The 21,718-nt window shown below is 61.6% G+C and carries 27 protein-coding genes and 1 tRNA gene; 23 read left to right on the top strand and 5 right to left on the bottom strand.

Features of this window, described 5'->3' with window-relative positions; genetic code table 11:
- Positions 1–10 precede the first annotated feature (10 nt).
- Both HCZ87_RS05255 and HCZ87_RS05250 read left to right on the top strand, forming a co-directional pair.
- Positions 11–460, top strand: a complete 450-nt coding sequence (locus HCZ87_RS05255) for a YtoQ family protein (RefSeq protein WP_167642715.1) — start codon at positions 11–13, stop codon at positions 458–460.
- A 180-nt stretch (positions 461–640) separates the two neighbouring features.
- Complete coding sequence (locus HCZ87_RS05250) at positions 641–1,240, top strand: hypothetical protein (protein ID WP_167642714.1); 600 nt, start codon at positions 641–643, stop codon at positions 1,238–1,240.
- A 58-nt stretch (positions 1,241–1,298) separates the two neighbouring features.
- Here the strand turns inward: HCZ87_RS05250 and HCZ87_RS05245 are convergent, their stop codons facing one another.
- Together HCZ87_RS05245 and HCZ87_RS05240 are read right to left on the bottom strand one after the other, a co-directional pair.
- A complete protein-coding gene (locus HCZ87_RS05245; RefSeq protein ID WP_167642713.1) occupies positions 1,299–2,105 on the bottom strand; it encodes a mechanosensitive ion channel family protein in 807 nt (268 codons plus the stop codon).
- Positions 2,106–2,380: 275 nt separating this feature from the next.
- Positions 2,381–2,455, bottom strand: a tRNA-Thr gene (locus HCZ87_RS05240).
- A gap of 244 nt (positions 2,456–2,699) precedes the next feature.
- Between HCZ87_RS05240 and murA the strand changes: the two genes are divergently transcribed.
- From murA to rbsD, 18 genes are all read left to right on the top strand, one after another.
- Positions 2,700–3,971, top strand: coding sequence for a UDP-N-acetylglucosamine 1-carboxyvinyltransferase (murA, locus tag HCZ87_RS05235; protein WP_167642712.1), 1,272 nt, complete (start codon positions 2,700–2,702; stop codon positions 3,969–3,971).
- Entirely contained in the window at positions 3,971–4,447 is a 477-nt protein-coding gene (locus HCZ87_RS05230; protein ID WP_167642711.1) for a DUF2948 family protein, read from the top strand. The genes murA and HCZ87_RS05230 overlap by 1 nt, the downstream gene beginning before the upstream one ends.
- 63 nt (positions 4,448–4,510) lie before the next feature.
- Positions 4,511–5,821, top strand: coding sequence for a histidinol dehydrogenase (gene hisD / locus HCZ87_RS05225; RefSeq protein ID WP_167642710.1), 1,311 nt, complete (start codon positions 4,511–4,513; stop codon positions 5,819–5,821).
- A gap of 312 nt (positions 5,822–6,133) precedes the next feature.
- Complete coding sequence (locus tag HCZ87_RS05220; protein WP_167642709.1) at positions 6,134–6,613, top strand: UPF0262 family protein; 480 nt, start codon at positions 6,134–6,136, stop codon at positions 6,611–6,613.
- A 3-nt stretch (positions 6,614–6,616) separates the two neighbouring features.
- Positions 6,617–7,072 (top strand): low molecular weight phosphatase family protein, encoded by a 456-nt coding sequence (locus HCZ87_RS05215; protein ID WP_167642708.1) that lies wholly within the window; start codon positions 6,617–6,619, stop codon positions 7,070–7,072.
- On the top strand, positions 7,073–7,468 hold the full coding sequence (locus HCZ87_RS05210; protein ID WP_167642707.1) for a ketosteroid isomerase-related protein: 396 nt from the start codon (positions 7,073–7,075) through the stop codon (positions 7,466–7,468). It abuts the gene before it with no gap.
- Positions 7,468–8,055, top strand: coding sequence for a GNAT family N-acetyltransferase (locus HCZ87_RS05205; RefSeq protein ID WP_167642706.1), 588 nt, complete (start codon positions 7,468–7,470; stop codon positions 8,053–8,055). The genes HCZ87_RS05210 and HCZ87_RS05205 overlap by 1 nt, the downstream gene beginning before the upstream one ends.
- A 124-nt stretch (positions 8,056–8,179) precedes the next feature.
- Positions 8,180–9,058: a carbon-nitrogen hydrolase family protein gene (locus HCZ87_RS05200; RefSeq protein WP_167642705.1), complete on the top strand. Its 879-nt coding sequence runs from the start codon at positions 8,180–8,182 to the stop codon at positions 9,056–9,058.
- A gap of 83 nt (positions 9,059–9,141) precedes the next feature.
- Positions 9,142–9,360 carry a translation initiation factor IF-1 gene (gene infA, locus HCZ87_RS05195; RefSeq protein ID WP_005978431.1) on the top strand — a complete coding sequence of 73 codons (219 nt, stop codon included), beginning with the start codon at positions 9,142–9,144 and terminating at the stop codon, positions 9,358–9,360.
- 175 nt (positions 9,361–9,535) lie between these two features.
- The gene (locus HCZ87_RS05190) at positions 9,536–10,117 is read left to right on the top strand and encodes a nucleoside triphosphate pyrophosphatase (protein WP_167642704.1); all 582 of its coding nucleotides are present in this window, start codon (positions 9,536–9,538) and stop codon (positions 10,115–10,117) included.
- On the top strand, positions 10,114–11,133 hold the full coding sequence (locus tag HCZ87_RS05185; protein WP_167642703.1) for a ribonuclease E/G: 1,020 nt from the start codon (positions 10,114–10,116) through the stop codon (positions 11,131–11,133). Before HCZ87_RS05190 ends, HCZ87_RS05185 begins: the two co-directional genes overlap by 4 nt.
- Entirely contained in the window at positions 11,133–11,315 is a 183-nt protein-coding gene (locus HCZ87_RS05180) for a DNA gyrase inhibitor YacG (protein WP_167642702.1), read from the top strand. Before HCZ87_RS05185 ends, HCZ87_RS05180 begins: the two co-directional genes overlap by 1 nt.
- 275 nt (positions 11,316–11,590) lie before the next feature.
- Positions 11,591–12,544 (top strand): galactofuranose ABC transporter, galactofuranose-binding protein YtfQ, encoded by a 954-nt coding sequence (gene ytfQ / locus HCZ87_RS05175; protein WP_167642701.1) that lies wholly within the window; start codon positions 11,591–11,593, stop codon positions 12,542–12,544.
- A gap of 109 nt (positions 12,545–12,653) precedes the next feature.
- On the top strand, positions 12,654–14,174 hold the full coding sequence (locus HCZ87_RS05170; protein WP_167642700.1) for a sugar ABC transporter ATP-binding protein: 1,521 nt from the start codon (positions 12,654–12,656) through the stop codon (positions 14,172–14,174).
- Positions 14,174–15,220: an ABC transporter permease gene (locus HCZ87_RS05165; RefSeq protein WP_254868527.1), complete on the top strand. Its 1,047-nt coding sequence runs from the start codon at positions 14,174–14,176 to the stop codon at positions 15,218–15,220. The genes HCZ87_RS05170 and HCZ87_RS05165 overlap by 1 nt, the downstream gene beginning before the upstream one ends.
- Positions 15,217–16,209 (top strand): galactofuranose ABC transporter, permease protein YjfF, encoded by a 993-nt coding sequence (gene yjfF, locus HCZ87_RS05160; protein WP_175582161.1) that lies wholly within the window; start codon positions 15,217–15,219, stop codon positions 16,207–16,209. Before HCZ87_RS05165 ends, yjfF begins: the two co-directional genes overlap by 4 nt.
- Positions 16,206–16,943, top strand: coding sequence for a FadR/GntR family transcriptional regulator (locus tag HCZ87_RS05155; RefSeq protein ID WP_167642699.1), 738 nt, complete (start codon positions 16,206–16,208; stop codon positions 16,941–16,943). The genes yjfF and HCZ87_RS05155 overlap by 4 nt, the downstream gene beginning before the upstream one ends.
- A 70-nt stretch (positions 16,944–17,013) precedes the next feature.
- Positions 17,014–17,418, top strand: coding sequence for a D-ribose pyranase (gene rbsD / locus HCZ87_RS05150; protein ID WP_167642698.1), 405 nt, complete (start codon positions 17,014–17,016; stop codon positions 17,416–17,418).
- A gap of 69 nt (positions 17,419–17,487) precedes the next feature.
- Here the strand turns inward: rbsD and HCZ87_RS05145 are convergent, their stop codons facing one another.
- Complete coding sequence (locus HCZ87_RS05145; RefSeq protein ID WP_167642697.1) at positions 17,488–17,925, bottom strand: nuclear transport factor 2 family protein; 438 nt, start codon at positions 17,923–17,925, stop codon at positions 17,488–17,490.
- A gap of 24 nt (positions 17,926–17,949) precedes the next feature.
- A complete protein-coding gene (locus tag HCZ87_RS05140; RefSeq protein WP_167642696.1) occupies positions 17,950–18,792 on the bottom strand; it encodes an SDR family oxidoreductase in 843 nt (280 codons plus the stop codon).
- Positions 18,793–18,974: 182 nt separating this feature from the next.
- Between HCZ87_RS05140 and HCZ87_RS05135 the strand changes: the two genes are divergently transcribed.
- Entirely contained in the window at positions 18,975–19,295 is a 321-nt protein-coding gene (locus tag HCZ87_RS05135; RefSeq protein ID WP_167642723.1) for a helix-turn-helix domain-containing protein, read from the top strand.
- 10 nt (positions 19,296–19,305) lie between these two features.
- On the opposite strand, the gene HCZ87_RS05130 is transcribed toward HCZ87_RS05135, so the two are convergent.
- Positions 19,306–19,962, bottom strand: a complete 657-nt coding sequence (locus HCZ87_RS05130; RefSeq protein WP_167642695.1) for a GntR family transcriptional regulator — start codon at positions 19,960–19,962, stop codon at positions 19,306–19,308.
- Between the two features lie 132 nt (positions 19,963–20,094).
- Here HCZ87_RS05130 and dctP point away from each other — a divergent pair, with 132 nt between their 5' ends.
- Both dctP and HCZ87_RS05120 read left to right on the top strand, forming a co-directional pair.
- Positions 20,095–21,081, top strand: coding sequence for a TRAP transporter substrate-binding protein DctP (gene dctP, locus HCZ87_RS05125; protein ID WP_167642694.1), 987 nt, complete (start codon positions 20,095–20,097; stop codon positions 21,079–21,081).
- Positions 21,082–21,174: 93 nt separating this feature from the next.
- The gene (locus tag HCZ87_RS05120) at positions 21,175–21,717 is read left to right on the top strand and encodes a TRAP transporter small permease (protein ID WP_167642693.1); all 543 of its coding nucleotides are present in this window, start codon (positions 21,175–21,177) and stop codon (positions 21,715–21,717) included.
- The last annotated feature ends 1 nt before the right edge of the window (position 21,718 follow it).

The following is a 21,718-nucleotide window of genomic DNA, read 5'->3' as shown; positions in this document are numbered from 1 at the left end:
GGAGCACAAAATGACCCTAAATGTTTATCTTTCCGGTGAAATTCACAGCGATTGGCGCGCTGAAATCGTTGAAGGCGCACAGGCGCTTGATGCGCGTTTTGACGGGCCCGTCACGGATCACGATGCCTCGGACGATTGCGGAGTCGCGATTCTCGGGGCGGAGGACTCGACGTTCTGGCACGACCACAAGGGGGCCAAGCTCAACGCGATTCGCACCCGCAAGGGGATCGAGGAGGCCGATGTGGTGGTTGTGCGCTTCGGTGAGAAATACAAGCAATGGAACGCGGCCTTTGACGCGGGATATGCGGCTGCTTTGGGCAAGTCCCTTGTGGTCCTGAGTGAGCCCGAGCATGCGCATGCGCTGAAGGAAGTTCATGCCGCCGCGCTTGCCGTCGCCCAGTCCCCCCGTCAGGTGGTGGACATTCTGACCTATGTGACAACAGGTAAGCTCCCGGGCTGAGCAGTCCAAGGCATTGACCGCCCGCTTGGCGCAGGGGGCGGTCGATATGATGCGGGGGGCTAGAGCGGTGAAGGCGCGGAATTGCGGGTCTGACGACACAGATTATTAACGAAGGCGCTGAACTATATGCGAATGCACAGATGTGTCAGAATCCCGATTCCAGCTAATTGATAAGATGCCATGTTGATTAACGCTCCCAAACTCGACCGGCGCGCGCGTCATAAAGTTTCCCCCGAATACGAAGATTCCGGCCTGTTCAAAGGCGGGCTTATTCAGGTGCAGTTGGCGATGGTGCCGGTTTTTGGCACCACCTCGCGCGGGGATTGCACCGTGCAGGCGCTCAACGCCGAGGGTGGCAAGGTGACGGCGGTTTTTGCCGGACGTCGGCGGCCCCATTTCCAGGCCCTCTATAGTCAGCTCCGCTATATGTTCGCCCAGGCCCAGGCTGCTGACAGTCGCCGCGGGGTCGAGATGCGTCCGATTACGGATATCCAATTGCCGGTGCAATGCGAGGGCGCATGGCGCGCGGTGACCTCCTGCGATGAGACGGGGCAGGAGCGGCGTCATCTTCAGTTGCTTTTGGCGCGTTGGGCGTTTGTGACCGATGACGGCCGCACGTTGCACTATGGCGTGGCGCCGCGCCGCCCGTCCGTTTCCGACACCGCAGGCGCCCAAGGTGGCGAGGGCGCACGCCAATCCGGCGCAGGGCGAAACGCAATGCAAGACAGGATGCCGGGCATGGGCTGGGCATCGGCCTTGAAACAAGGGGTGGCGATCTGAGCGTGAAACAGGACGGGGCGCCGCAGCGCCCCGTTTGGTGATCCGGTTTTCTGCCGGGTCAGCCCTCTTTTTGGATTTCCACGCTATGCGGATAGGGGATGGAGATGCCCTCGGCGTCAAATGCTTCCTTCACGCCCTGAATCATCGCCCATTTCAGTTCCCAATAGTCCTCGGCCTTGCACCAAAGGCGGGTGGTGACGTCGACGGAGCTGTCCCCGAGGTTGGTCACCCGCACCCAGGGGGCGGGATCCGACAGAACCCGCGCGTCCGCTTCGGCCAAACGCAGAATAATGCCCTTGGCGGTCTCGATATTGTCGCCGTAGTCGATGCCATAGGTGATATCGAGCCGACGCGTGTCATGCGCCGAGAAGTTGGTGATGATTGCGCCCCAGGCCTTGCCGTTGGGCACGATTATCTGCACGTTGTCCGCGGTCACCAGCTCGGTCACAAAGAGATTGAGATCCTTCACGGTGCCCGATGTGCCGCCGATATCCACGAATTGCCCCAGCTTATAGGGGCGAAACAATACCAGCATCACGCCGGCGGCCAGATCGCTCAGCGTGCCTTGCAGGGCCAGGCCAATGGCCAGGGTTGCGGCGCCGAGCATGGCGACAAGGCTGGTCGCCTCGATGCCGAAAATGCCCAATACGGCAACAGCCACAATCGCCAGCAGCACCCAGCGCACAGCGCTGGCGGCAAAGTTCCCGAGAGTCGGGTCGATTCGCGGTGTTTTATTGATACGTTTGCGCACGGCAGATGAAATCATCCCAGCGGCCATCCAGCCGATGATCAGAACCACCACCGCCTTGGTGCCGCTGATGATCAGCGGCCACATTGCGCCCGCTTGCTCTATTATTTGTTCCATGTCAGTCCCCATCTTGCTGCGTTGCTCAGGCCGCTGCCAAAGGACCGGCCTGACGGAAGCGATGTATTGATCGCGGCAGGTTTTTGGTCCTGCTCGCTTCCTTTTTGCGTCAAACTGCCGGTGGAAATCGAGCGGTTTTTGAGACTCGCCTGAAACCCGCGCGACTGACACCGCTTCCATTCCGCATCTGCGGCCCGCCAGGGCATGTGGCGTAAAGCCCGGCTATACACCAGATATTGAGGTGCATGCTGCAGTTTTGTCGTATAGGGGGGTAATGGTGCTGCTGGAGAGAATTGAACTCTCGACCTCTCCCTTACCAAGGGAGTGCTCTACCTCTGAGCTACAGCAGCGCCGTGAGCGGGCTTCTATGCATATTCGCGGGGGGATGCAAGAGCATCTGGACGCTTTTTTTCGACTAAGTTAGAGAAGTTTCATGGCAGAGAAAAAGAAACCCTCCGGCACCCCGTCTGAACCCTCTCGTGAGGACCGCCTGAAAGCGGCGCTGAAGGCGAATATGGCCCGGCGCAAGGCACAGGCAAAGGCCCGGTCAACGCAAAAAGACGACGCTTCCGGCGACGCGAAAGGATAGAGCAGATGGATTCGATTTTGGTAACCGGCAACGGGCCGCTCAACGGAGAGATCCCGATTGCGGGCGCAAAGAACGCCTGTTTGACGTTGATGCCGGCGACATTGCTCAGCGACGAGCCGCTGACATTGACCAATGCGCCGCGCCTGAGTGACATCCGCACCATGACCGCTCTGCTGCAATCGCTGGGGGCCGAGGTCTCGGCGCTTCAGGGGGGCAAGGTCCTGGCGATGTCGAGCCATGGGCTCAACAACCACACGGCGGATTATGACATTGTGCGCAAGATGCGGGCCTCGATTCTGGTGCTGGGTCCGATGCTGGCGCGGGATGGCCATGCGGTGGTGTCACTGCCCGGCGGCTGTGCGATTGGCGCCCGTCCGGTGGATCTGCACCTGAAAGCCCTGGAAGCTATGGGCGCAGAGATGGATCTGCGCGATGGCTATGTGCATGCCAAGGCCCCCGGCGGGCGGCTGCGCGGCGGCGTGGTGGAGTTTCCCTTTGTGTCGGTCGGTGCGACGGAAAACGCGCTGCTGGCCGCGACCCTGGCCAAGGGCACAACCGTGCTGAAACGCGCCGCGCGGGAGCCCGAGATCATTGATTTGGCAAATTGTCTGCGTGCCATGGGGGCGCAGATCGAGGGCGACGGCACCGATACGATTACCATCCAGGGTGTGGATCGGCTGAACGGCGCGACTCACCCGGTGGTGAGCGACCGTATCGAGCTGGGCACCTATATGCTGGCCCCCGCGATCTGTGGCGGCGAGGTGGAGCTCTTGGGCGGAAAGCGAAGCCTGCTGGAGGCCTTCTGCCAAAAGCTCGAAGAGGCCGGGGTGGAGATCACCGAAACCGACAAGGGTCTGAAAGTAAGGCGAAAAATGGACCGCGTGCGCGCGGTCGATGTGGTGACCGAGCCCTTCCCGGGTTTTCCCACCGACCTGCAAGCACAGATGATGGCCTTGATGTGTACCGCCGACGGGGTGGCAACGCTGGAAGAGAAAATCTTCGAGAATCGCTTCATGCATGCGCCGGAGCTGATTCGTATGGGCGCTCAGATTGATGTCCACGGCGGCACCGCGACGGTGACAGGGGTGAAACAGCTGAAAGGTGCGCCGGTGATGGCCACAGATTTGCGCGCCTCCGTGTCACTGATTCTCGCCGGTCTGGCGGCCGAAGGGGAAACCCGCGTGAGCCGGGTCTATCACCTTGATCGCGGCTATGAGCATGTGGTGCGCAAGCTCTCTGCCGTGGGTGCGAAAATCGAACGCATCAAGGAAGAATGATGTCGGATGCGCGCTTTGACGACGGGCGAGAACGCCCGCTGAACCTCGGGGCCTATGAGGCCGCCGACCTGGAGGTGATTTCCTCGCTGGCGCAGGATGCGGTGTTCCCGGTCACGGAAATGACCTGGCGCCCCTCCGCGCGCCGCTTTGCGATTCTGCTGAACCGCTTCCGCTGGGAGGACCGCACGGCGGCGGAACGGCGGGGGCGGGCCTATGAGCGGGTGCAGTCGCTTCTGGTGGTGGAGAATGTGCTGGCGGTGGCCTCGCAGGGGGTGGACCGCACCGACAAGGACATCATCCTCTCCCTGCTGGCGGTGAGCTTTGAGCCCGATGAGGACGGCGCTGGGCAAGTTCTGCTGACCTTGGCGGGCGACGGCGCGATTCGCCTTTCGGTCGAGGCGTTGGAGGTCACGCTGAAGGATGTCACCCGTCCATACCGCGCCCCCTCGGGCCACGTGCCGCAGCACGGGGACTGACAGACAGGCTTGAGGCGGGCAGGGTGGCGGTTTAAGCAGGGCCAAACCCTGAAGGAGGCCGCCATGCCCGTTTTCCTCGACACCACGGATGCCACGTTTGAACAAGCCTTCACCACGCTTCTGGGCGCCAAGCGTGAAGACAGCCCGGATGTGGATGCGATCGTTGCAGATATTATTGGGGATGTGCGGCATCGGGGCGATCAGGCGCTGCTGGATCTGACGGCGAAATTCGACCGGATGACCCTGTCGGAGGCCACCGAGCTGCGCATCAGCGAGGCCGAGGTGGATGCCGCCATCGCGGGCGTCTCCGAAGCAGAGCGCGCCGCACTTGAACTCGCGGCAGAGCGGATCCGCGCCTATCACGCGCAACAGATGCCCGAGGACCAAAGCTGGACTGACGAGACCGGCGCGACGCTGGGCTGGCGCTGGTCGGCGGTCTCGGCGGCGGGGCTTTATGTGCCCGGCGGTCTTGCGAGCTATCCGTCGTCCGTGCTGATGAACGCGATCCCGGCCAAGGTCGCGGGCGTGGAGCGGCTTGCGGTGACGGTGCCGACGCCGGATGGGCAGATCAACCCGCTGGTCTTGCTGGCCTGCCGGATTTCCGGCGTCGACGAGATCTACCGCGTTGGTGGCGCGCAGGCGATCGCGGCGCTGGCCTATGGCACCGAAACCATCGCGCCCGTGGACAAGATCACCGGCCCCGGCAATGCCTTTGTGGCGGCGGCGAAGCGGCGGGTGTTCGGCAAGGTCGGCATCGACATGATCGCGGGCCCTTCGGAAATTCTTGTGATCGCCGACAAGACCAACACCCCGGACTGGATCGCGCTGGATCTGCTGAGCCAGGCCGAGCACGACGAAAGCGCGCAGTCGATTCTGATCACCGATGATGCGGAGTTTGGCCGGGCGGTGGCCACGGCGGTCGAGAAACGGCTGGAAACCCTGCAACGGCGCGAGATTGCGGGCGCCAGCTGGCGCGATTTCGGCGCGGTGATCACCGTGCGCGACCTGGATGAGGCGGCGGCGCTGTCCAATCGGATCGCACCGGAGCATCTGGAGCTCTGCGTGGCGGATCCGGCCGCGCTGAGCCTCAAGACCATTCACGCCGGTGCCATCTTTATGGGCCACTACACGCCCGAAGCAATCGGCGATTATGTCGGCGGTCCAAACCACGTGTTGCCGACCGCGCGTTCGGCACGGTTTTCCTCCGGCCTCTCGGTGATGGATTTCATCAAGCGCACCACCCTGAGCCAGATGACCCCGGACGCGTTGAAGGCCATTGGTCCCGCGGCGGCAACGCTGGCAAAAAGCGAAAGCCTGGAGGCACACGGCCTGTCGGTTCTGGCACGGCTGGAGAGTCTGAACAGCCCGGAGTGAGGCCATCAAGCGATCCCGCGCAGGGGGGCAATATGGAGGCTCAGCGCGGCGGGCTGCCCACCGCTGCGCTGAGCCTGTTCGGTGCCAGAGCCAAATCCCAAAGCCGTGACACGGGTCGATCAGAGCGCGACTAAGGTTAACAGATGGTTGACGCCAAGGCGCGACAGACCTGTTTTGCCAGCAGCCCGTTCGTTTTAATGACGCGCTCACGCGACACTTGCGCGGGGATTGTGAGGGCAGGGGATTGCGCGCAATTGTGTGCGGGCGAACGATCCGCTATTTCCCTATGAGAGATAAACTGGGACCAGAGCCATGAGCCGGATCAGCCACATTGAACTTGACGACCGCAACCTGCCGCCGCCAACGCCGGAGATCGAGCAGGAGCGCAAGGTGGCCCTGTTTGATTTGATCGAAGAGAACAGCTTTAGCCTGCCCAAGCGCGAGGAGCGGGGGCTGCCGGATGGCCCCTATCATCTGGGTCTTTCGATTCGTGAAAAGCGGCTGGTCTTTGACGTCACCACCGAGAGTGGCGACAAGGCGGCGGAGTTTCACCTGTCGCTGTCGCCCTTTCGGCAGGTGGTGAAGGATTACTACCAAATCTGCGAGAGTTATTTTAACGCAGTGAAAACCCTGCCGCCGAGCCAGATCGAGACCATCGACATGGCCCGGCGCGGCATCCACAACGAAGGCAGTCGGGTGCTGCAAGAGCGGCTGGAGGGCAAGGCCGAGGTCGATACAGACACCGCCCGCCGCCTGTTCACGCTGATTTGCGTCCTGCATTTCGGAGGCTGATGCGTGGAGGAGCTGCCGCAGTCCGTCCTGTTCTGCTGTGACCACAATGCGGTCCGGTCCCCGATGGCCGAGGGGATCATGAAAAAGCTCTATGGCACCGGCACTTACGTTCAATCCGCCGGGGTCAAGAACGATCTGGAAATCGACGGTTTCTGCATCGCCGTCTGTCAGGAAATCGACGTCGAACTGTCGCGCCACCGGTCGCGCTCTTTTGACGAGATGGAGCAATGGGGCGATGATATATCCTCTTATGATCTGGTGATCGCCTTGTCGCCCGCGAGCCAGCGCCGGGCGTTGGAATTGACCCGTTTTTTTCACCTCGATGTCGAATATTGGCCAATAATGGACCCAACTGGGCTGGGCGAAAGCCGGGAGGCCAAGTTAGAGAGCTACAGACAAACCCGAGACCAGATCCTGGAGCGTCTGATTACGCGCTGGGGCCCTCCGACGGAGACTTGAATGAACGACACCATCGCCCGCTACTTTGCCGCCTTTAACGCCGGAGACACCGAGGGCATGATCGCCTGCCTTGCGGAGGACGTGGCGCATCACGTCAACGAGGGCAACATCCGCGTCGGCAAGGAAAAATTCGCCGAATTCTGCGCCCATATGAGCCGCTGCTATCGCGAAGAACTCACCGATATGGTGATCTTTGCGACACCGGATGCCGCCCGCGCGGCGGCGGAATATACTGTGAACGGCACCTATCTGGAGACCGACGCGGGGCTGCCCGAGGCGCGCCAGCAGAGCTACAAGCTGCCGGCGGGGTCGTTTTTTGACCTGCGGGACGGGCTGATCACCCGGGTGACCACCTATTACAACCTCTCTGACTGGATCAAACAGGTCTCGGCCTGATGTCCTTGCGAATCGTGCCCTTGAGCGGCGCGGCGCTGGAGGCCGCGCTGGAGGATGTCGCACGGCTGCGAATCGAGGTGTTTCGCGCCTGGCCCTATCTCTATGATGGGGATCTCGCCTATGAGCGGACCTATCTGCAAAGCTATCGGGACAGTGCCAGCGCGATCGTGGTGGGCGCCTTTGAGGGCGAGACCCTGGTTGGGGCCGCGACCGGGGTGCCGCTCGCCGATCACGCCGTTGATTTTGCGGCGGCCTTTGCGGGCAGCGGGCTGGATCTGGACGAGATTTTCTACTGCGCCGAATCGGTGCTGTTGCCGGGATATCGCGGGCAGGGGGCCGGGCACGGGTTCTTTGACGCACGCGAATCGCACGCTCGGGCGCTTGGTTTCAAGAAGGCGGCCTTCTGCGGGGTGCAGCGGCCCGCCGACCATCCTTTGCGACCCGAGGATTACGCGCCGCTGGATCCATTCTGGCGCAAGCGGGGCTATGCACCGCTGCCCGGCGTCGTGGCCGAGTTCACCTGGAAAGATATCGATCAAAGCGAGAGCACCAAAAAGCCGCTCCAGTTCTGGATCCGCGATTTGTAGCATCAGGTCGCCGGCGCGGTGTTGGGGCGTTGATCCTGCGATGAGCTGCGTCTTTTCCGTTTTGATTGAATGCGCTAGGGCGATGCTCTAGGGCTGGCACGTGACGCAAAGGGAGAGATCTGGCATGAAAATCGCAACCGCGGCGTATCCGCTCGATTATCTCGAGAGCTGGGCGCAATATGAGGACAAGCTCTCGTCCTGGGTGGGGGAGGCGGCGGGGCAAGGCGCTGATTTGCTGGTGTTTCCCGAATATGCCGCGATGGAGCTGGCGACACTGGATGGCGCGGCGATTGCCGGGGATCTGGAGGCCTCGATCCGGTCGGTGTCTGAAAAAATGGAAGACGTAGCGGCGCTGCATCTGAAGCTGGCGGCGGCGCATGGGGTCTATATTCTTGGGGCCTCTGCCCCGGTTGAGGCGGGTTTCGCGCGGCCCGTCAATCGGGCCGAGTTCTATGCCCCCAGCGGGCAGCGGGATCATCAGGACAAGCAGATCATGACCATGTTCGAGCGGGATCCCTGGGGGATCATGTCCGGCGGGCCGCTGAAGCTCTTTAATACCGCGCTGGGCAAGATCGGGGTGCTGATCTGCTATGACAGCGAATATCCCCTTCTGGCGCGGGCGCTGGCGGAGGCCGATATCATCCTTGTGCCCTCCTGCACCGAAGCGCTGGCGGGCTATTGGCGGGTGCGGATCGGCGCCATGGCGCGGGCGCTGGAGCAGCAATGCGTGACGGCGATGGCCTCGATCGTGGGAACGGCGGAGTGGTCGGAGGCGGTGGATGTCAGTAGCGGCATGGGCGGCATCTTTGGCCCACCCGATACGGGCTTTCCAAGCACTGGCGTGCTGGCCGAGGGCAAGCTGAATCAGCCCGGCTGGACCTATGCCGAACTGGCCCCTGGTTTGATCGGACAGGTGCGCGAAACCGGTGTTGTGCGCAACAGAACCCATTGGGACGAGCAGGAAACCCGCATTCAACGGGTCGTTTACCAAGACTTGCTATAAAAGCGCACTTGAAAATCAGGAGAAATGCGCTCATTTAAGCGCACGTCCCGAAATTTTCGGGGTAACACAGATATGGAGACAACATGGCCAAGGAAGATACGCTCGAATTTCCCGGTGTCGTGAAGGAACTCCTGCCAAACGCGACGTTTCGGGTCGAGCTGGAAAACGGCCATGAAATTATCGCTCATACGGCAGGCAAGATGCGCAAAAACCGCATCCGGGTCCTCGCAGGCGACAAGGTCCAGGTGGAAATGACCCCCTATGACCTCACCAAAGGCCGGATCAACTACCGCTTCAAGTAAGGCGGGGTCCGACAAGACAGGAAGAGCCCGGCCCTTGGTGCCGGGCTTTTGTTTTGGCTGCCCCTGTGGGGCAGCGGCCTCCGGCGGGGATATTTTAGAAAAGATGAAAGTCTGGCGCACCTCTTTGCAGCGATGATGTCGTTGCCTATGAGGGGGCAGAACAAGGAGTTTGGCGATGGCATTCATTCTCGGATCGGGCAGTCCCCGACGGCTGGAGCTGCTGGGGCAATTGGGTATCGTGCCGGATGACGTGCGCCCCCCTGATGTGGATGAAACCCCGTTGAAGGGGGAGTTGCCGCGCGACTATTGCATGCGGGTGACGCGTGACAAGGTGCGCGCGGTTGCGGCAGAGGCGTCGGATCTTGTGCTTTGTGCGGATACCACGGTGGCGCTGGGGCGTCGCATTCTGGGCAAGCCACGCGATGCTGGCGAGGCCGCGCAATTCCTGCTGGCGCTCTCGGGGCGGCGGCATCGGGTGATTACGGCGGTGGCGCTGCGGCGGGGCGATCAGCTCTGGCAGCGCGACGTGGTCAGCCAGGTGAAGATGAAACGCCTGTCGGATGAGGAGCTGAACGGCTATCTCGCCACCGGGGACTGGGAGGGCAAGGCGGGGGCCTATGCCATTCAGGGTCCGGCCGGGGCGCTCATTCCCTGGATCAGCGGATCGTTTACCGGCATCGTCGGCCTGCCGCTTGCGGAAACGGCGGTGCTGTTACAGGCTGCGGGGTACCCGCTCTACAAGGATCAGATGCAATGAAGGGCCGTCAGATTATTCTCGACCATATCAACGGGCAGGAAGCTGCCGCGCTGATGGTGGATGGCACGCTTGAGGATTTCCTCATTGCGGGCGAGGCACCGCTGCCGGGGACCATATACCGCGCGCGCGCGGATCGGCCGGTGAAGGGGCAGGGCGGCATGTTCCTGACCACGCCGGATGGGCCAGCGTTCTTGCGGCAGGTCAAGGGGCTGGCCCCGGGGCAATTGCTGCTGGTGCAGGTGAGCGGCTATGCGGAGTCGGGCAAGGCGCTGCCGGTGACGCAAAAGCTGTTGTTCAAGAGCCGCTATGCCATTGTCACGCCGGATGCGCCGGGGCTCAATATCTCTCGCGCCATTCGCGATGAGGATGAGCGGGATCGCTTGCTGGAAATCGCGCATGAGGAAATGGAAGGCGCCGGGTTTGGCCTGATCCTGCGCTCCGCCTGTGCCGGGGCGGACCCGGAGGAGATTGCCGAGGATATCGGCGCCATGGTCACTGCGGCGCGGCAGGTGGTCGATGATCTCGGCACCGAGGTCGAGACCTTGCACGAAGGCGATGCGCCGCATCTTACCGCCTGGCGCGAGTGGGTTGAACCGGCGCAGGTGGAGCAGGCCGCGGGTGGCTTTGATCGCTGCGGCGTGCTGGAAGCGCTGGATGAGCTGCGCAGCGGGCGTATTGCCCTTGGCGGGGGAGGCTTCCTTTATGTGGAGCCAACGCGCGCGCTGGTGGCTGTTGACGTGAACACCGGCAGCGACACTTCGCTTGCGGCGGGGGTGAAGGCCAATATGGCCTGTGCCCGTGGGCTGCCGCGTGCGCTGCGGTGCATGGGGTTGGGCGGTCAGATCGTGATTGACGTCGCCCCGATGCCGAAAAAAGACCGCCGCGCCTTTGAAAACGCGTTGCGCGCGGCCTTCAAGACCGACCCGGAGGAAACCTCGCTGCTGGGATGGACGACGCTTGGCCATTTCGAATTGCAGCGCAAGCGCGGTCGTTTGCCATTGTCCGAGGTGTTGTGATGTCCTGCCCGATCTGTAGCGAGCCCACGGTGCATGCCTATCGCCCGTTTTGCTCCAAGCGTTGCGCCGATCTTGACCTGGCGAAATGGTTGAATGGCGCCTACTCGGTGCCGAGCGAAGATCAGGACGATCTGGAGGAGGCCTTGGACACTCTGGAGAGAGACTCTCAGACCGAGCACTAGCGCGGGGAGTCGCGCTGGGGTTGCGGAAATCTCTTGGCGGTGCCGACAAGAAGCGGGTCTGTTGTGGCCTCTCATTCCTGACCGCATGTCTAAGCGGCTTGCCGGGAATGTAAAAATATCATTTTAAATCAAATATCTAATCTAGCGCACCAGCTGTTGGACCCTGTCCTTTGCTGGTGCGCTCAAGGTCATGTTCACATCACGGTTTACAAAGGTAATAAAATAATACTTAATGATGTGGCGAAGCGGGAGGTTGCTTCGCTAGGGAGGAAATCATGAAACTTAAAAACACGCTTTTGGCGACTGCTATCGCTTTTTCACCTGTTGCCGCCATGGCCGGGGATATGACCATCGGGTTTAGCCAGATTGGATCTGAGTCCGGTTGGCGTGCGGCAGAAACGACCGTGACCAAGCAGGAAGCAGAGCGCCGCGGGATCAATCTGAAATTTGCTGACGCACAGCAAAAGCAGGAAAATCAGATCAAGGCGATTCGCAGCTTTATTGCTCAAGGGGTCGACGCGATCCTGGTGGCGCCGGTTGTTGCAACCGGTTGGGACGAGGTTCTGGAAGAGGCCCAGGACGCCGATATTCCGGTGGTTCTGCTGGACCGGACTGTGGACGCGGACAAGTCGCTCTATCTGACCGCGGTGACATCGGATCTGGTGCATGAGGGCAAGGTGGCTGGCGAATGGCTGGTGAGCGAGATGGCGGGCGAAGACTGCCGTATCGTGGAGCTTCAGGGCACCACCGGCTCGTCGCCGGCAATCGACCGCAAAACCGGCTTTGAGCAAGGCATCGCGGGCCATGACAACCTGAAGATCGTGCGCAGCCAGACCGGGGATTTCACCCGCGCGCAGGGTAAGGTCGTGATGGAAAGCTTCTTGAAGGCAGAAGGCGGCGAGAACATCTGCGCGCTTTATGCCCATAACGACGACATGGCAGTGGGCGCGATCCAGGCCATCAAGGAAGCCGGGCTGGCGCCGGGCGAGGACATCAAGATCGTTGCGATCGACGCCGTTCCGGACGCGCATCTGGCGATTGCCAATGGCGAAATGAACGCCACGATCGAACTGACCCCCAACATGGCCGGTCCTGCGCTTGATGCGCTGGAAGCCTATCTCGCCGATGGCACCGAGCCGGGCAAGTGGATCCAGACCGAATCCCGCCTGTTCACCTCGGCTGACGACAACCAGGCGATCTATGAAGCCAAGAAAGACCTCGGCTACTGAGGATCTTTCTGACGAGACCCTCCTTCACGTCTCGTCCGGGTGCCGGGCTTCTTGTGGCCCGGCATCCTTTTCGTAGGCAGAATACGGTCCATCCGGTAAGAGTCTGATTATGACTGATGACATTCGCCCGGTGCTGCATGCACAGGGTATATCCAAGTTTTTCCCCGGAACCATTGCGCTGGACGATGTAGAGCTGCGCTTGTACCCGGGTGAGGTTCACGCGCTGCTTGGCGAAAACGGTGCGGGAAAATCCACGTTGATCAAATGCTTGACCGGCGCCTATCAGCGCGACGGCGGCACCATCACGCTTGATGGGCAAGAGGTGAACCCGCAGTCGACGGCGGCCAGTCAGAAGCTGGGCATCGGCACGGTCTACCAGGAGGTCAACCTGTTGCCCAATCTGACGGTGGCAGAGAACCTGTTTCTGGGGCGACAGCCCGTGCGCTACGGGATCGTGTCGCGCCGCAAGATGAACGCCTCGGCACGGGCGACGTTGTCTGGCTACGGGTTGGATATCGACCCGGCAGAACCCCTGAGCGCCTATTCCGTGGCCATCCAGCAGGTGGTCGCGATTGCCCGCGCGGTCGAGATGTCCGGCAAGGTTCTCATTCTTGATGAACCCACCGCCAGCCTGGACCGCGACGAGGTACAGCTGCTGTTTTCCGTCATTCGCCAGCTCAAGGCGCGCGGTCTGGCGATCGTGTTCATCACCCATTTCCTCGATCAGGTCTTTGATATCTCTGACCGGGCGACGGTGCTGCGCAATGGCCGCGTGGTGGGCACCCGGCTCCTTCAGGATGTCACGCCCAAGGATGTGGTGACCCTGATGCTCGGGCGTCAGCTGGAGGCCCGGGTGCAGGAACGCAAGACCGGCGCGGTCGGCAAAACGCTGATTGAAATCCAAAACCTGTCCAAACGGGGCATGATCGAACCGTTTTCGCTGGAGCTGCACGAAGGCGAGGTTGTCGGTCTGGCCGGGCTGCTTGGTTCGGGGCGGACAGAGACTGCCAATCTGATCTTTGGCGTGGTGCAGGCCGATGGCGGCAAGATCAAGCTGCGCGGTCAGGACATCACCATCAACCGGCCGCGGGATGCGGTGGCACATCGCTTTGCGCTCTGTCCCGAGGATCGCAAGACCGAAGGCATCGTGGGTGATTTGTCCGTGCGCGACAATATCATCCTGGCCCTTCAGGCGCGGCAGGGCTGGATGCGCCCGATCCCGCGCGCCAAGATCAACGAGATCGCCGAAAGCTACGTGCGGGCGCTTGATATCCGATTGGCCAGCCTCGACATGCCGATCCGGCTGCTGTCCGGTGGCAACCAGCAAAAGGCGCTTTTGGCGCGCTGGCTGGCGACCAACCCGGAATTCCTGATCCTGGACGAGCCGACACGCGGCATTGACGTCGGCGCCCATGCCGAGATCATCGCCCTGATCGAACAATTGCGCGAAGACGGCATGGCGCTGCTGGTTGCCTCCTCCGAGCTGGAGGAGCTGGTGGCCTATTCCACCCGCGTGGTTGTGCTGCGGGATCGCCGACAGGTGAGCGAGCTGACCGGCGACCAGATCACCCCCGATAATATTGTGCGCGCGATTGCCGACGAGGCCGCCGCCACAGTGGAGACAGCCTGATGCTGATGCCTGGACCCAAATCCTCGGTGTTGAGCCGGATTACACCACAATTGATCATTCTTGGCGTGGCCTTGCTGCTCAATGTGATCGTGCTGCCGGATTTCTTTCACATTGATTTTCGCAACGGCCGCATGTTCGGCAACCTCATTGACGTGCTGAACCGGGGCGCGCCGGTTGCGCTTCTGGCCATTGGCATGACGTTGGTCATTGCCACCCGTGGCATCGACCTGTCGGTAGGGGCGGTGATGGCGATTTCCGGTGCCGTCGCGGCCTCCATGGTGGTGGACGGGCACGGCTGGGGCACGGCCCTGCTGGCCGCGCTGGCGACAGGCGGGCTCTGTGGGATGTGGAATGGGGTGCTGGTTGCAGTGCTGCGCATCCAGCCGATCGTCGCGACGCTGGTTCTGATGGTGGCCGGGCGGGGCATTGCCCAGCTCATCACCGAGGGTAAGATCCTGACCTTTATGAACGAAGGGCTGATCCACCTCGGCGCGGGCACCATCGCAGGCGTGCCGACGCCGATCCTGATCTGGATCGTTCTGGGCGTGCTGATGATGCTGGCGGTGCGCCGCACCGCGCTGGGCATGCTGATCGAATCCATCGGCATCAACGAACGTTCCTCGCGCCTTGCCGGGATCAACTCGCGTGTCTTGCTGATCTGCGTCTATCTGGTCTCGGGCTTTTGTGCGGCTTTGGCCGGGGTGATCGTTGCCGCCGATATCAAGGGCGCGGACGCCAACAATGCGGGCCTCTGGTTGGAGCTGGATGCAATCCTTGCGGTGGTGATCGGAGGCAATTCGCTGCTGGGCGGGCGGTTCTCGATCCTGGCATCGTTGATTGGCGCGTTGATCATCCAGTCGGTGAATTCAGTGATCCTGCTGTCTGGCCTGCCGCCCGAATTCAACCTGGTGATCAAGGCGCTGTTGATCCTCGCGATCCTGGTGATCCAGTCGCCGCGCATCAGCTATCTGCTCTATATGCTGCGGGCGACGGAACCCCGCCAGGACCCTGGGCAATCCAAACCGAAAGAGGAGGCGGCGCAATGATCCGTTCCACCCATTTGCCGCTGATCATAACCCTTGCAACCTTTGTGCTGGCCTTTGCGCTCTGTGGCTATGCCTACCCGTCGATGCTGTCCACGCGCGTGGTGGCCAACCTGCTGACCGACAACGCCTTTCTCGGGATAGCCGCGGTCGGGATGACCTTTGTGATCCTTTCTGGCGGTATTGATCTGTCGATCGGATCGGTGATCGCCTTTACCGGTGTGTTTCTGGCGGTGATCCTGCGCGAAACGTCGATCCATCCGCTGATGGCCTTTGCGCTGGTCTTGGTGATCACAACCGCCTTTGGCGGCGCGATGGGGGCGCTGATCCACTACCTGGAAATGCCGCCTTTCATCGTGACGCTGGCCGGCATGTTTCTTGCGCGCGGGGCGGCCTATGTCCTGTCCACCGAATCCGTGCCGATCACGCATGAATTCTATGACGTGCTTCAGGATCTCTATTGGAAAGCCCCCTCGGGCGGGCGGTTCCGCCTGATCGGCGGGGTGATGGTGCTGACCTTCCTGGTGGGGATCATCGTCGCCCATCGCACCCGCTTTGGCCAGAATGTCTATGCCCTGGGCGGCGGGCAGCAGGCCGCACGGCTGATGGGGGTGCCGCTGGCCTCGACCACGATCGGCATCTATGCGATCTCTGGCGGGCTGGCAGGGCTTTCCGGCATCGTCTTCTCGCTCTATACCTCCGCCGGTTACTCGCTGGCCACTGTCGGTGTGGAGCTGGACGCAATCGCCGCCGTGGTGATTGGGGGAACCCTGTTGACCGGTGGCTATGGCTTTGTCGCCGGGACCTTTTTCGGTATCCTTATTATGGGCCTGATCCAGACCTACATCGTGTTTGACGGCACCTTGTCGAGCTGGTGGACAAAGATCGTGATCGGGGGGCTGCTCTTTGCGTTCATCCTCCTCCAGAAAGGGCTGACGTGGGCAACGCAGGCAAGACAACGAACAGTGACTGGCTCCGCCGCTCCCTCATGACCCTGGTTCAGGCCGGGGGCGGGGCCGAGCGCGCAAGCAACCACACGGCATTCGTGGTGGAGCAGCTGGGTCGTGCGATCGTGGCCGGGGAATATCCGTCGGAAACCATGATCCCGCTCGACCCCGACCTGTGCGAGATGTTCGGCGTCTCGCGCACGGTGGTGCGTGAGGCCAAGAAAACATTGATTGCCAAAGGGTTGATCCAGTCCAAGGCCAAGGTCGGCACCCATGTGCGGCCCGCCGATGAATGGTCGATGTTTGATCAGGACGTAATGCGCTGGCACGCCAGCGTCAAGAACCCGACCCGGTTCTACGAGGAGCTGTTCGAGATCCGCATGATCTTTGAGCCCGCCGCCGCCGCACAGGCCGCGGGGCGGGTGAACGGATTGGATTGCGACCATCTGTTCGGCCTCTGTGACGAACTGGCCCGGGCCAGCAGCCGGACCGAATTTGCACTGGCCGATTACGAGTTCCACAAGCAGGTGCTGCGCATGTCGGGCAACCGCTTCTTGCAGTCGCTGGGGGATCTTGTGCAAACTGCGCTCTATTCGTTGTTCATGTCAGAACACGGGCGCGGCTTTGCCGAGCGGCGCGAAATCGTGGCCTCGCGCCATCGCGAGATTGTCACCGCGATCGCATCGGGCACCCCGCAAGAGGCGCGAGAGGCCATGCGGCAGGTGATCGAGGACGGCTATTGGAATGCTGTTCCGGCGGTGGATCGGGCGCATTCCTGAATGCGCGTTGCGGCAGGGGGATCGCGACTGCTATCCTTTGCAGGACACAGGTGGCAGGGCTGGGCGTATCATGAAAAAACACGGCATACTCAATCGCGACATCAGCGCGCTTGTGGCACGGCTGGGGCATCTGGACGAGATTACGATCTGTGATGCCGGGCTGCCCTGTCCCGCTGGGGTGCAGGTGATTGACCTCTCGCTGACATTCGGCAAGCCCTCGCTCTGGGATGTGCTGGAAACCCTCCGGCAGGAGCTGGTGATCGAAGGCGCGATCTGGGCTCATGAGGCACGCGGCCCCGTGGAGGAGCGTTTCCGGGCCGAGCTTGACCTCTGGTCCCCGGACAAGGAGATCGCGGCACAGCAGCTGTCGCACGCGGCCTTCAAGGACCGTAGCCGCCAGTCGCGCGCGATTCTGCGCAGTGGCGAGATCACGCCATATGCCAATATCATCCTGATCAGCGGCGTGGCGTTCTAGCGGCGTTGACGCGGGCCTGCCGCTGGCGCGGCAGGCGGTGGTGTCATGCGGCCTGCGTGCCGCGCGGGATTATTCCCCCGGTGTAAACATCGGATTGCCAGAGACCGTGTCCTGCACTTCTTCTTGCAGGATATCCCAATGCTCGGCGATCTTGCCATCCTCAACGCGGAAGATGTCCACCGCGATCATCGGCTTTGGACCAAAGCCGGAATACCGCCCGTGCAGCGCGACGAGGTCGTCCTCGGCAATCACCATCCCCATCTCGTATCTGAAATCGGGCGGCGTGTTGCCGAAGAGGCCTTTGATCACCTCCCGCCCCGACGGAAACATCGGGTTGTGCTGGATGTAATCCTCGGCCCAGTAGCGGTCAATCGCGGCGACATCGCCATCAATGAACAGCTCTGTGATGGCCTTGACCACCAGCTCCTTGGAGGTGTCCGCGAAGGCAGACAGCGGGGCGAGAGTGGTTGTCGCCAAAAGGGCGCAGGCAGCGATTTTATGCTTCATGGTGAATCCTCTGATGATTGATACTTAGCCGAGCGCCGCCGTCACGGCGCTGTGCATCGGGGTCGGAGCGCGACCGATGAGCTCGGCCAAGGTGCCGCTTTCGTCAAGCAACCAGCCCTCTGCGGCACCGGCATCCGCATCCGCAAGAAGTGCGGCAAAACCGTCCGGCAGGCCGAAGTCCCGCAGGATGGTTTCATAGGTGGCCTTGTCCAGGTTGTTGTAGGGAATGTCTTTTCCCGTCTGTTTGGAGAGTTCAGCGGCGAGGCCCGGCATGGTGAATACCTCGCCACCAAGCTCGTAGATTTTGTTGTCATGGCCATCGCCCGCCAGCACCGCGGCCAGGGCCTCGGCATAGTCCTGACGGGTGGCGGGGCTGACGCGACCATTGCCAACCGCGCCGATAAGGGCGCCAGCCTCGATCGCGGTGGGCAGCGCGCCGGTCCAGTTTTCGGTGTACCAGCCATTGCGCAGGATCGTTGTGGTGAGGCCGGATGCCGCCAAGAGCGCCTCGGTTGCCTTGTGATCCTGGGCAATCAGGAGCGGCGTCTGATCCGCTTTCAGGATCGAGGTATAGACCAGCCGCTTTACACCGGCGGATTTGGCGGCCTCGATGACGTTCCGGTGCTGGCCAGCGCGGTCATTGAAATCGCTGGAGGAAATCAGCGCCAGCACCTCAACGCCTTCAAGCGCGGGGGCGAGCGTCTCTGGGGTGGTGTAGTCAAAGGCGCGGGCCTCAACGCCCAGATCGGCGATTTTCTCCGGCGTGCGCGCGAGTGCCACGATGGAGTCCGCCGGGACCAGGGTCTTGAGTTTGGCGATGGCGAGGCGGCCCAGCTGTCCGCTGGCTCCGGTTACGGCAAGGGTCATGATGTGCTCCGTCATTGAGTTCTGTTTTGCGGCCCATGTGGCGGCGTTGACAGCTGGCAACCTAATCCCTAACTTCTGAAATGGAAGTACGCACAAATTTGTTAGTATGAGGAAAGCGCAGGTTGTCCGAGATATCGCAGAAAGCCGATGTTCTGTGCGAGAAATGCCCCTCGCGGCGGCTGATGAACCATGTGACCAGCAAATGGGGGGTGCTGGTGCTTCTGGCGCTTCAGGACGGCACCCATCGCTACAGCGATCTGCGTCGCCGGATCGAAGGGGTCAGCGAGCGTATGTTGGCGCAATCTCTGAAGACGCTGGAGCAGGACGGGTTCGTGCGGCGGGTGGCCTATAAGGTGGTGCCCCCGCATGTGGAATATTCCCTGACACCGCTGGGCGAGGGCGCCTCTGAGCGGATCGCGGCACTGGCGCATTTCCTGGAAGACGCGCTGAATGAGCAGCTCTTGCAGCAGGCGGATCGCGCCGCAGAGGCCGCGCGGGCCTGACCGGGGCGCGCTATCCGGGCGTGTTTTTCAGGTTGGCCATCAGCTGATGGAACTTCTCGCCCTGCACGGCAACATGATCGCGCAGCACATTTGCGGCGCGTTCCGCTTCGCCGCTGCGCAGAGCCTGGACGATGCTTTCATGTTCCGCCATGGACTGCGCCATCCGCCCCCGAAATCGCAGTTGCAAGCGGCGAAACGGTTGCAGCCGTTTGTGCAGTTTGGCGGCTTCCTGCGCGAGAAAGCCGTTGCCGGACTGCTCGTAGATGATTCTGTGGAAATGCTCGTTTTCCAGGTAGTAGGAATCAGCATCCTTTTGCGCGACGGCCTGCTGGCATTTGCGGTTGGCCTCGGCCAGCTCGGTGAGCGCGGCATCTGAAATACGTCGCGCGGCAAGCCGGCCGCAGACGGCTTCCAGCTCTGCCATCACTTCAAACATCTCGATCAGCTCTACCGGTCCGGGTTGGCGCACGAAGGCGCCGCGACGGGGGATCAGCTCAACCAGGCCGGATAGGGCAAGCCGTTGAATCGCCTCGCGAATAGGGGTGCGTGAGACACCAAATTGTTCGGCAAGGCGAACCTCGTCCAGCCGATCTCCATGCGCGAAAGACCCGTCAAAGATCCGTTCTTCGATCTGCTCTGCAATGGTGTCAGCCTGGCGTTTGTTCATAGCGATAGCCGTATCATGATCTTTTTGAAAATCAAGAATTGAAATCTTGTATACAAAAACATTGACGATAAAAACAATTGACGTTTAGGTTTCCTTCATCCTCGCGATTGCGGGGAGCCAAGGGAGGAAAACATGAAATCAATTTTGAAAGCCGCTGTGCTGGGCGCTGCCCTGACCGCTGCCGGGGCGCAGGCCCAGGCAACCGAGCTGCGCCTGTCGCATCAATGGTCGAACAAGGATATCCGCCACCAGGTGGCACAAATGGTTGCCGATGATGTGGCGGCGGCCGATGTGGATCTGGAGATCAAGATCTTTGGGTCCAAATCGCTGTTCAAACCGCGCGAGCAGTATAAGCCGCTGAGCCGCGGCCAGCTCGACATGACGGTTCTGCCGCTCAGCTACGCCGGCGGACAGCAGCCGGCCTATAACCTGACGTTGATGCCGGGGCTGGTGAAAAACCACGATCACGCCGCGCGGCTGTCCGACTCGCCCTTCATGGCGGCGCTGGAAGAGAAAATGGCCGAAGACGATGTGATGGTGCTGGTGCATGGCTATTTGGCGGGCGGTTTTGCCGGCAAGGACAAATGCATCACCGCACCCGAGGATGTCGCCGGGCTGCAAACCCGTGCGGCGGGAAAATCCTTTGAGCAGATGTTGGCAGGGGCCGGGGCGTCGATTGCCTCGATGGCGTCTTCCGAGATTTATAACGCCATGCAGACAGGGGTGCTTCAGGCCGCCAATACGTCCTCGTCGTCCTTCGTGTCCTATCGGATTTACGAGCAGGTCAGCTGCTACACCCCGGCTGGCGAGGTGGCGCTGTGGTTCATGTATCAGCCGCTGTTGATGAACAAATCCACCTTTGAGGGGCTGACAGAAGCGCAACAGGCTGCCCTGATGGCGGCTTCGGAAAAAGCTCAGGCCTTCTATCTGGAAGAAGCCAAGAAACAGGATGCCGCATCGGCCAAGGTCTTTGCCGATGCCGGTGTCGAGCTGGCAGAAATGACCGCCGAGGATTTCGCGGCCTGGCGCGCGCTGGCGATGGAGACCTCTTACAAGCAATTCGTCGATGAGGTCCCGGACGGGCAGCATCTGCTCGATCTGGCGCTGGCCGTCGAGTGATCCGCATCGGGGAGGGGGCGGCAGGCTGCCGTGCCCTTCCCATCGTTGTCTGAGATCTCAGGCGATCTGATCCGTTACCCTAGGGAGACAAGAATGGCCGGTCATACTTCGGCGACAATTGCACAAGCGGGCCGAAACCCCTTTCTGCGCGCCATAGCCGCGCTTTCGACGCTGGCGGGCTGGTGTTCGGCAGGCATGATCGTTGCGGCGGTGGCGATCACCTGCCAGATGATCGTGGTCCGCTTCGTGCTCAATGGTTCCACCGTCTGGCAAACAGAGGCGGTGGTCTATCTGGTTATCGCGGCGACGCTGATCGGGCTGCCCTATGTGCAGCGGCTGCGCGGGCATGTGAACGTGGATCTGGTGCCGCTGGCGCTGTCCGCACGGCCCCGGTTTGTGCTGGCGCTGCTGACCTCCGCGCTCTCCATCACCATTGTCGCGATCATGCTCTGGTATGGGTATGACTACTGGCATTTCGCCTATGAGCGGGGCTGGCGCTCCGACACCATCTGGGGGGTGCGGCTGTGGATCCCCTATCTGTCGATTCCGGTGGGGTTTGCGCTGCTGCTGTTGCAGCTGATTGCCGACCTCATTGCCGTGTTGACCGGCGTTGATAAACCCTTTGGACTGGAGTGAC

It is taken from the genome of Phaeobacter sp. HF9A (genome assembly GCF_011806385.1).
GTDB lineage: Bacteria > Pseudomonadota > Alphaproteobacteria > Rhodobacterales > Rhodobacteraceae > Epibacterium.
The sequence above is the reverse complement of the archived record's forward strand: the minus strand, read 5'-3'. Positions and strand labels throughout refer to the sequence as shown.

Bases quoted from the DNA above. Each gene is read 5' to 3' on its own strand.
- HCZ87_RS05255 (WP_167642715.1), top strand. From the start codon at position 11: ATGACCCTAAATGTTTATCTTTCCGGTGAAATTCACAGCGATTGGCGC.
- HCZ87_RS05250 (WP_167642714.1), top strand. From the start codon at position 641: ATGTTGATTAACGCTCCCAAACTCGACCGGCGCGCGCGTCATAAAGTT.
- HCZ87_RS05245 (WP_167642713.1), bottom strand. From the start codon at position 2,105: ATGGAACAAATAATAGAGCAAGCGGGCGCAATGTGGCCGCTGATCATC.
- murA (WP_167642712.1), top strand. From the start codon at position 2,700: ATGGATTCGATTTTGGTAACCGGCAACGGGCCGCTCAACGGAGAGATC.
- HCZ87_RS05230 (WP_167642711.1), top strand. From the start codon at position 3,971: ATGTCGGATGCGCGCTTTGACGACGGGCGAGAACGCCCGCTGAACCTC.
- hisD (WP_167642710.1), top strand. From the start codon at position 4,511: ATGCCCGTTTTCCTCGACACCACGGATGCCACGTTTGAACAAGCCTTC.
- HCZ87_RS05220 (WP_167642709.1), top strand. From the start codon at position 6,134: ATGAGCCGGATCAGCCACATTGAACTTGACGACCGCAACCTGCCGCCG.
- HCZ87_RS05210 (WP_167642707.1), top strand. From the start codon at position 7,073: ATGAACGACACCATCGCCCGCTACTTTGCCGCCTTTAACGCCGGAGAC.
- HCZ87_RS05205 (WP_167642706.1), top strand. From the start codon at position 7,468: ATGTCCTTGCGAATCGTGCCCTTGAGCGGCGCGGCGCTGGAGGCCGCG.
- HCZ87_RS05200 (WP_167642705.1), top strand. From the start codon at position 8,180: ATGAAAATCGCAACCGCGGCGTATCCGCTCGATTATCTCGAGAGCTGG.
- infA (WP_005978431.1), top strand. From the start codon at position 9,142: ATGGCCAAGGAAGATACGCTCGAATTTCCCGGTGTCGTGAAGGAACTC.
- HCZ87_RS05190 (WP_167642704.1), top strand. From the start codon at position 9,536: ATGGCATTCATTCTCGGATCGGGCAGTCCCCGACGGCTGGAGCTGCTG.
- HCZ87_RS05185 (WP_167642703.1), top strand. From the start codon at position 10,114: ATGAAGGGCCGTCAGATTATTCTCGACCATATCAACGGGCAGGAAGCT.
- HCZ87_RS05180 (WP_167642702.1), top strand. From the start codon at position 11,133: ATGTCCTGCCCGATCTGTAGCGAGCCCACGGTGCATGCCTATCGCCCG.
- ytfQ (WP_167642701.1), top strand. From the start codon at position 11,591: ATGAAACTTAAAAACACGCTTTTGGCGACTGCTATCGCTTTTTCACCT.
- HCZ87_RS05170 (WP_167642700.1), top strand. From the start codon at position 12,654: ATGACTGATGACATTCGCCCGGTGCTGCATGCACAGGGTATATCCAAG.
- HCZ87_RS05165 (WP_254868527.1), top strand. From the start codon at position 14,174: ATGCTGATGCCTGGACCCAAATCCTCGGTGTTGAGCCGGATTACACCA.
- yjfF (WP_175582161.1), top strand. From the start codon at position 15,217: ATGATCCGTTCCACCCATTTGCCGCTGATCATAACCCTTGCAACCTTT.
- HCZ87_RS05155 (WP_167642699.1), top strand. From the start codon at position 16,206: ATGACCCTGGTTCAGGCCGGGGGCGGGGCCGAGCGCGCAAGCAACCAC.
- rbsD (WP_167642698.1), top strand. From the start codon at position 17,014: ATGAAAAAACACGGCATACTCAATCGCGACATCAGCGCGCTTGTGGCA.
- HCZ87_RS05145 (WP_167642697.1), bottom strand. From the start codon at position 17,925: ATGAAGCATAAAATCGCTGCCTGCGCCCTTTTGGCGACAACCACTCTC.
- HCZ87_RS05140 (WP_167642696.1), bottom strand. From the start codon at position 18,792: ATGACCCTTGCCGTAACCGGAGCCAGCGGACAGCTGGGCCGCCTCGCC.
- HCZ87_RS05135 (WP_167642723.1), top strand. From the start codon at position 18,975: ATGAACCATGTGACCAGCAAATGGGGGGTGCTGGTGCTTCTGGCGCTT.
- HCZ87_RS05130 (WP_167642695.1), bottom strand. From the start codon at position 19,962: ATGAACAAACGCCAGGCTGACACCATTGCAGAGCAGATCGAAGAACGG.
- dctP (WP_167642694.1), top strand. From the start codon at position 20,095: ATGAAATCAATTTTGAAAGCCGCTGTGCTGGGCGCTGCCCTGACCGCT.
- HCZ87_RS05120 (WP_167642693.1), top strand. From the start codon at position 21,175: ATGGCCGGTCATACTTCGGCGACAATTGCACAAGCGGGCCGAAACCCC.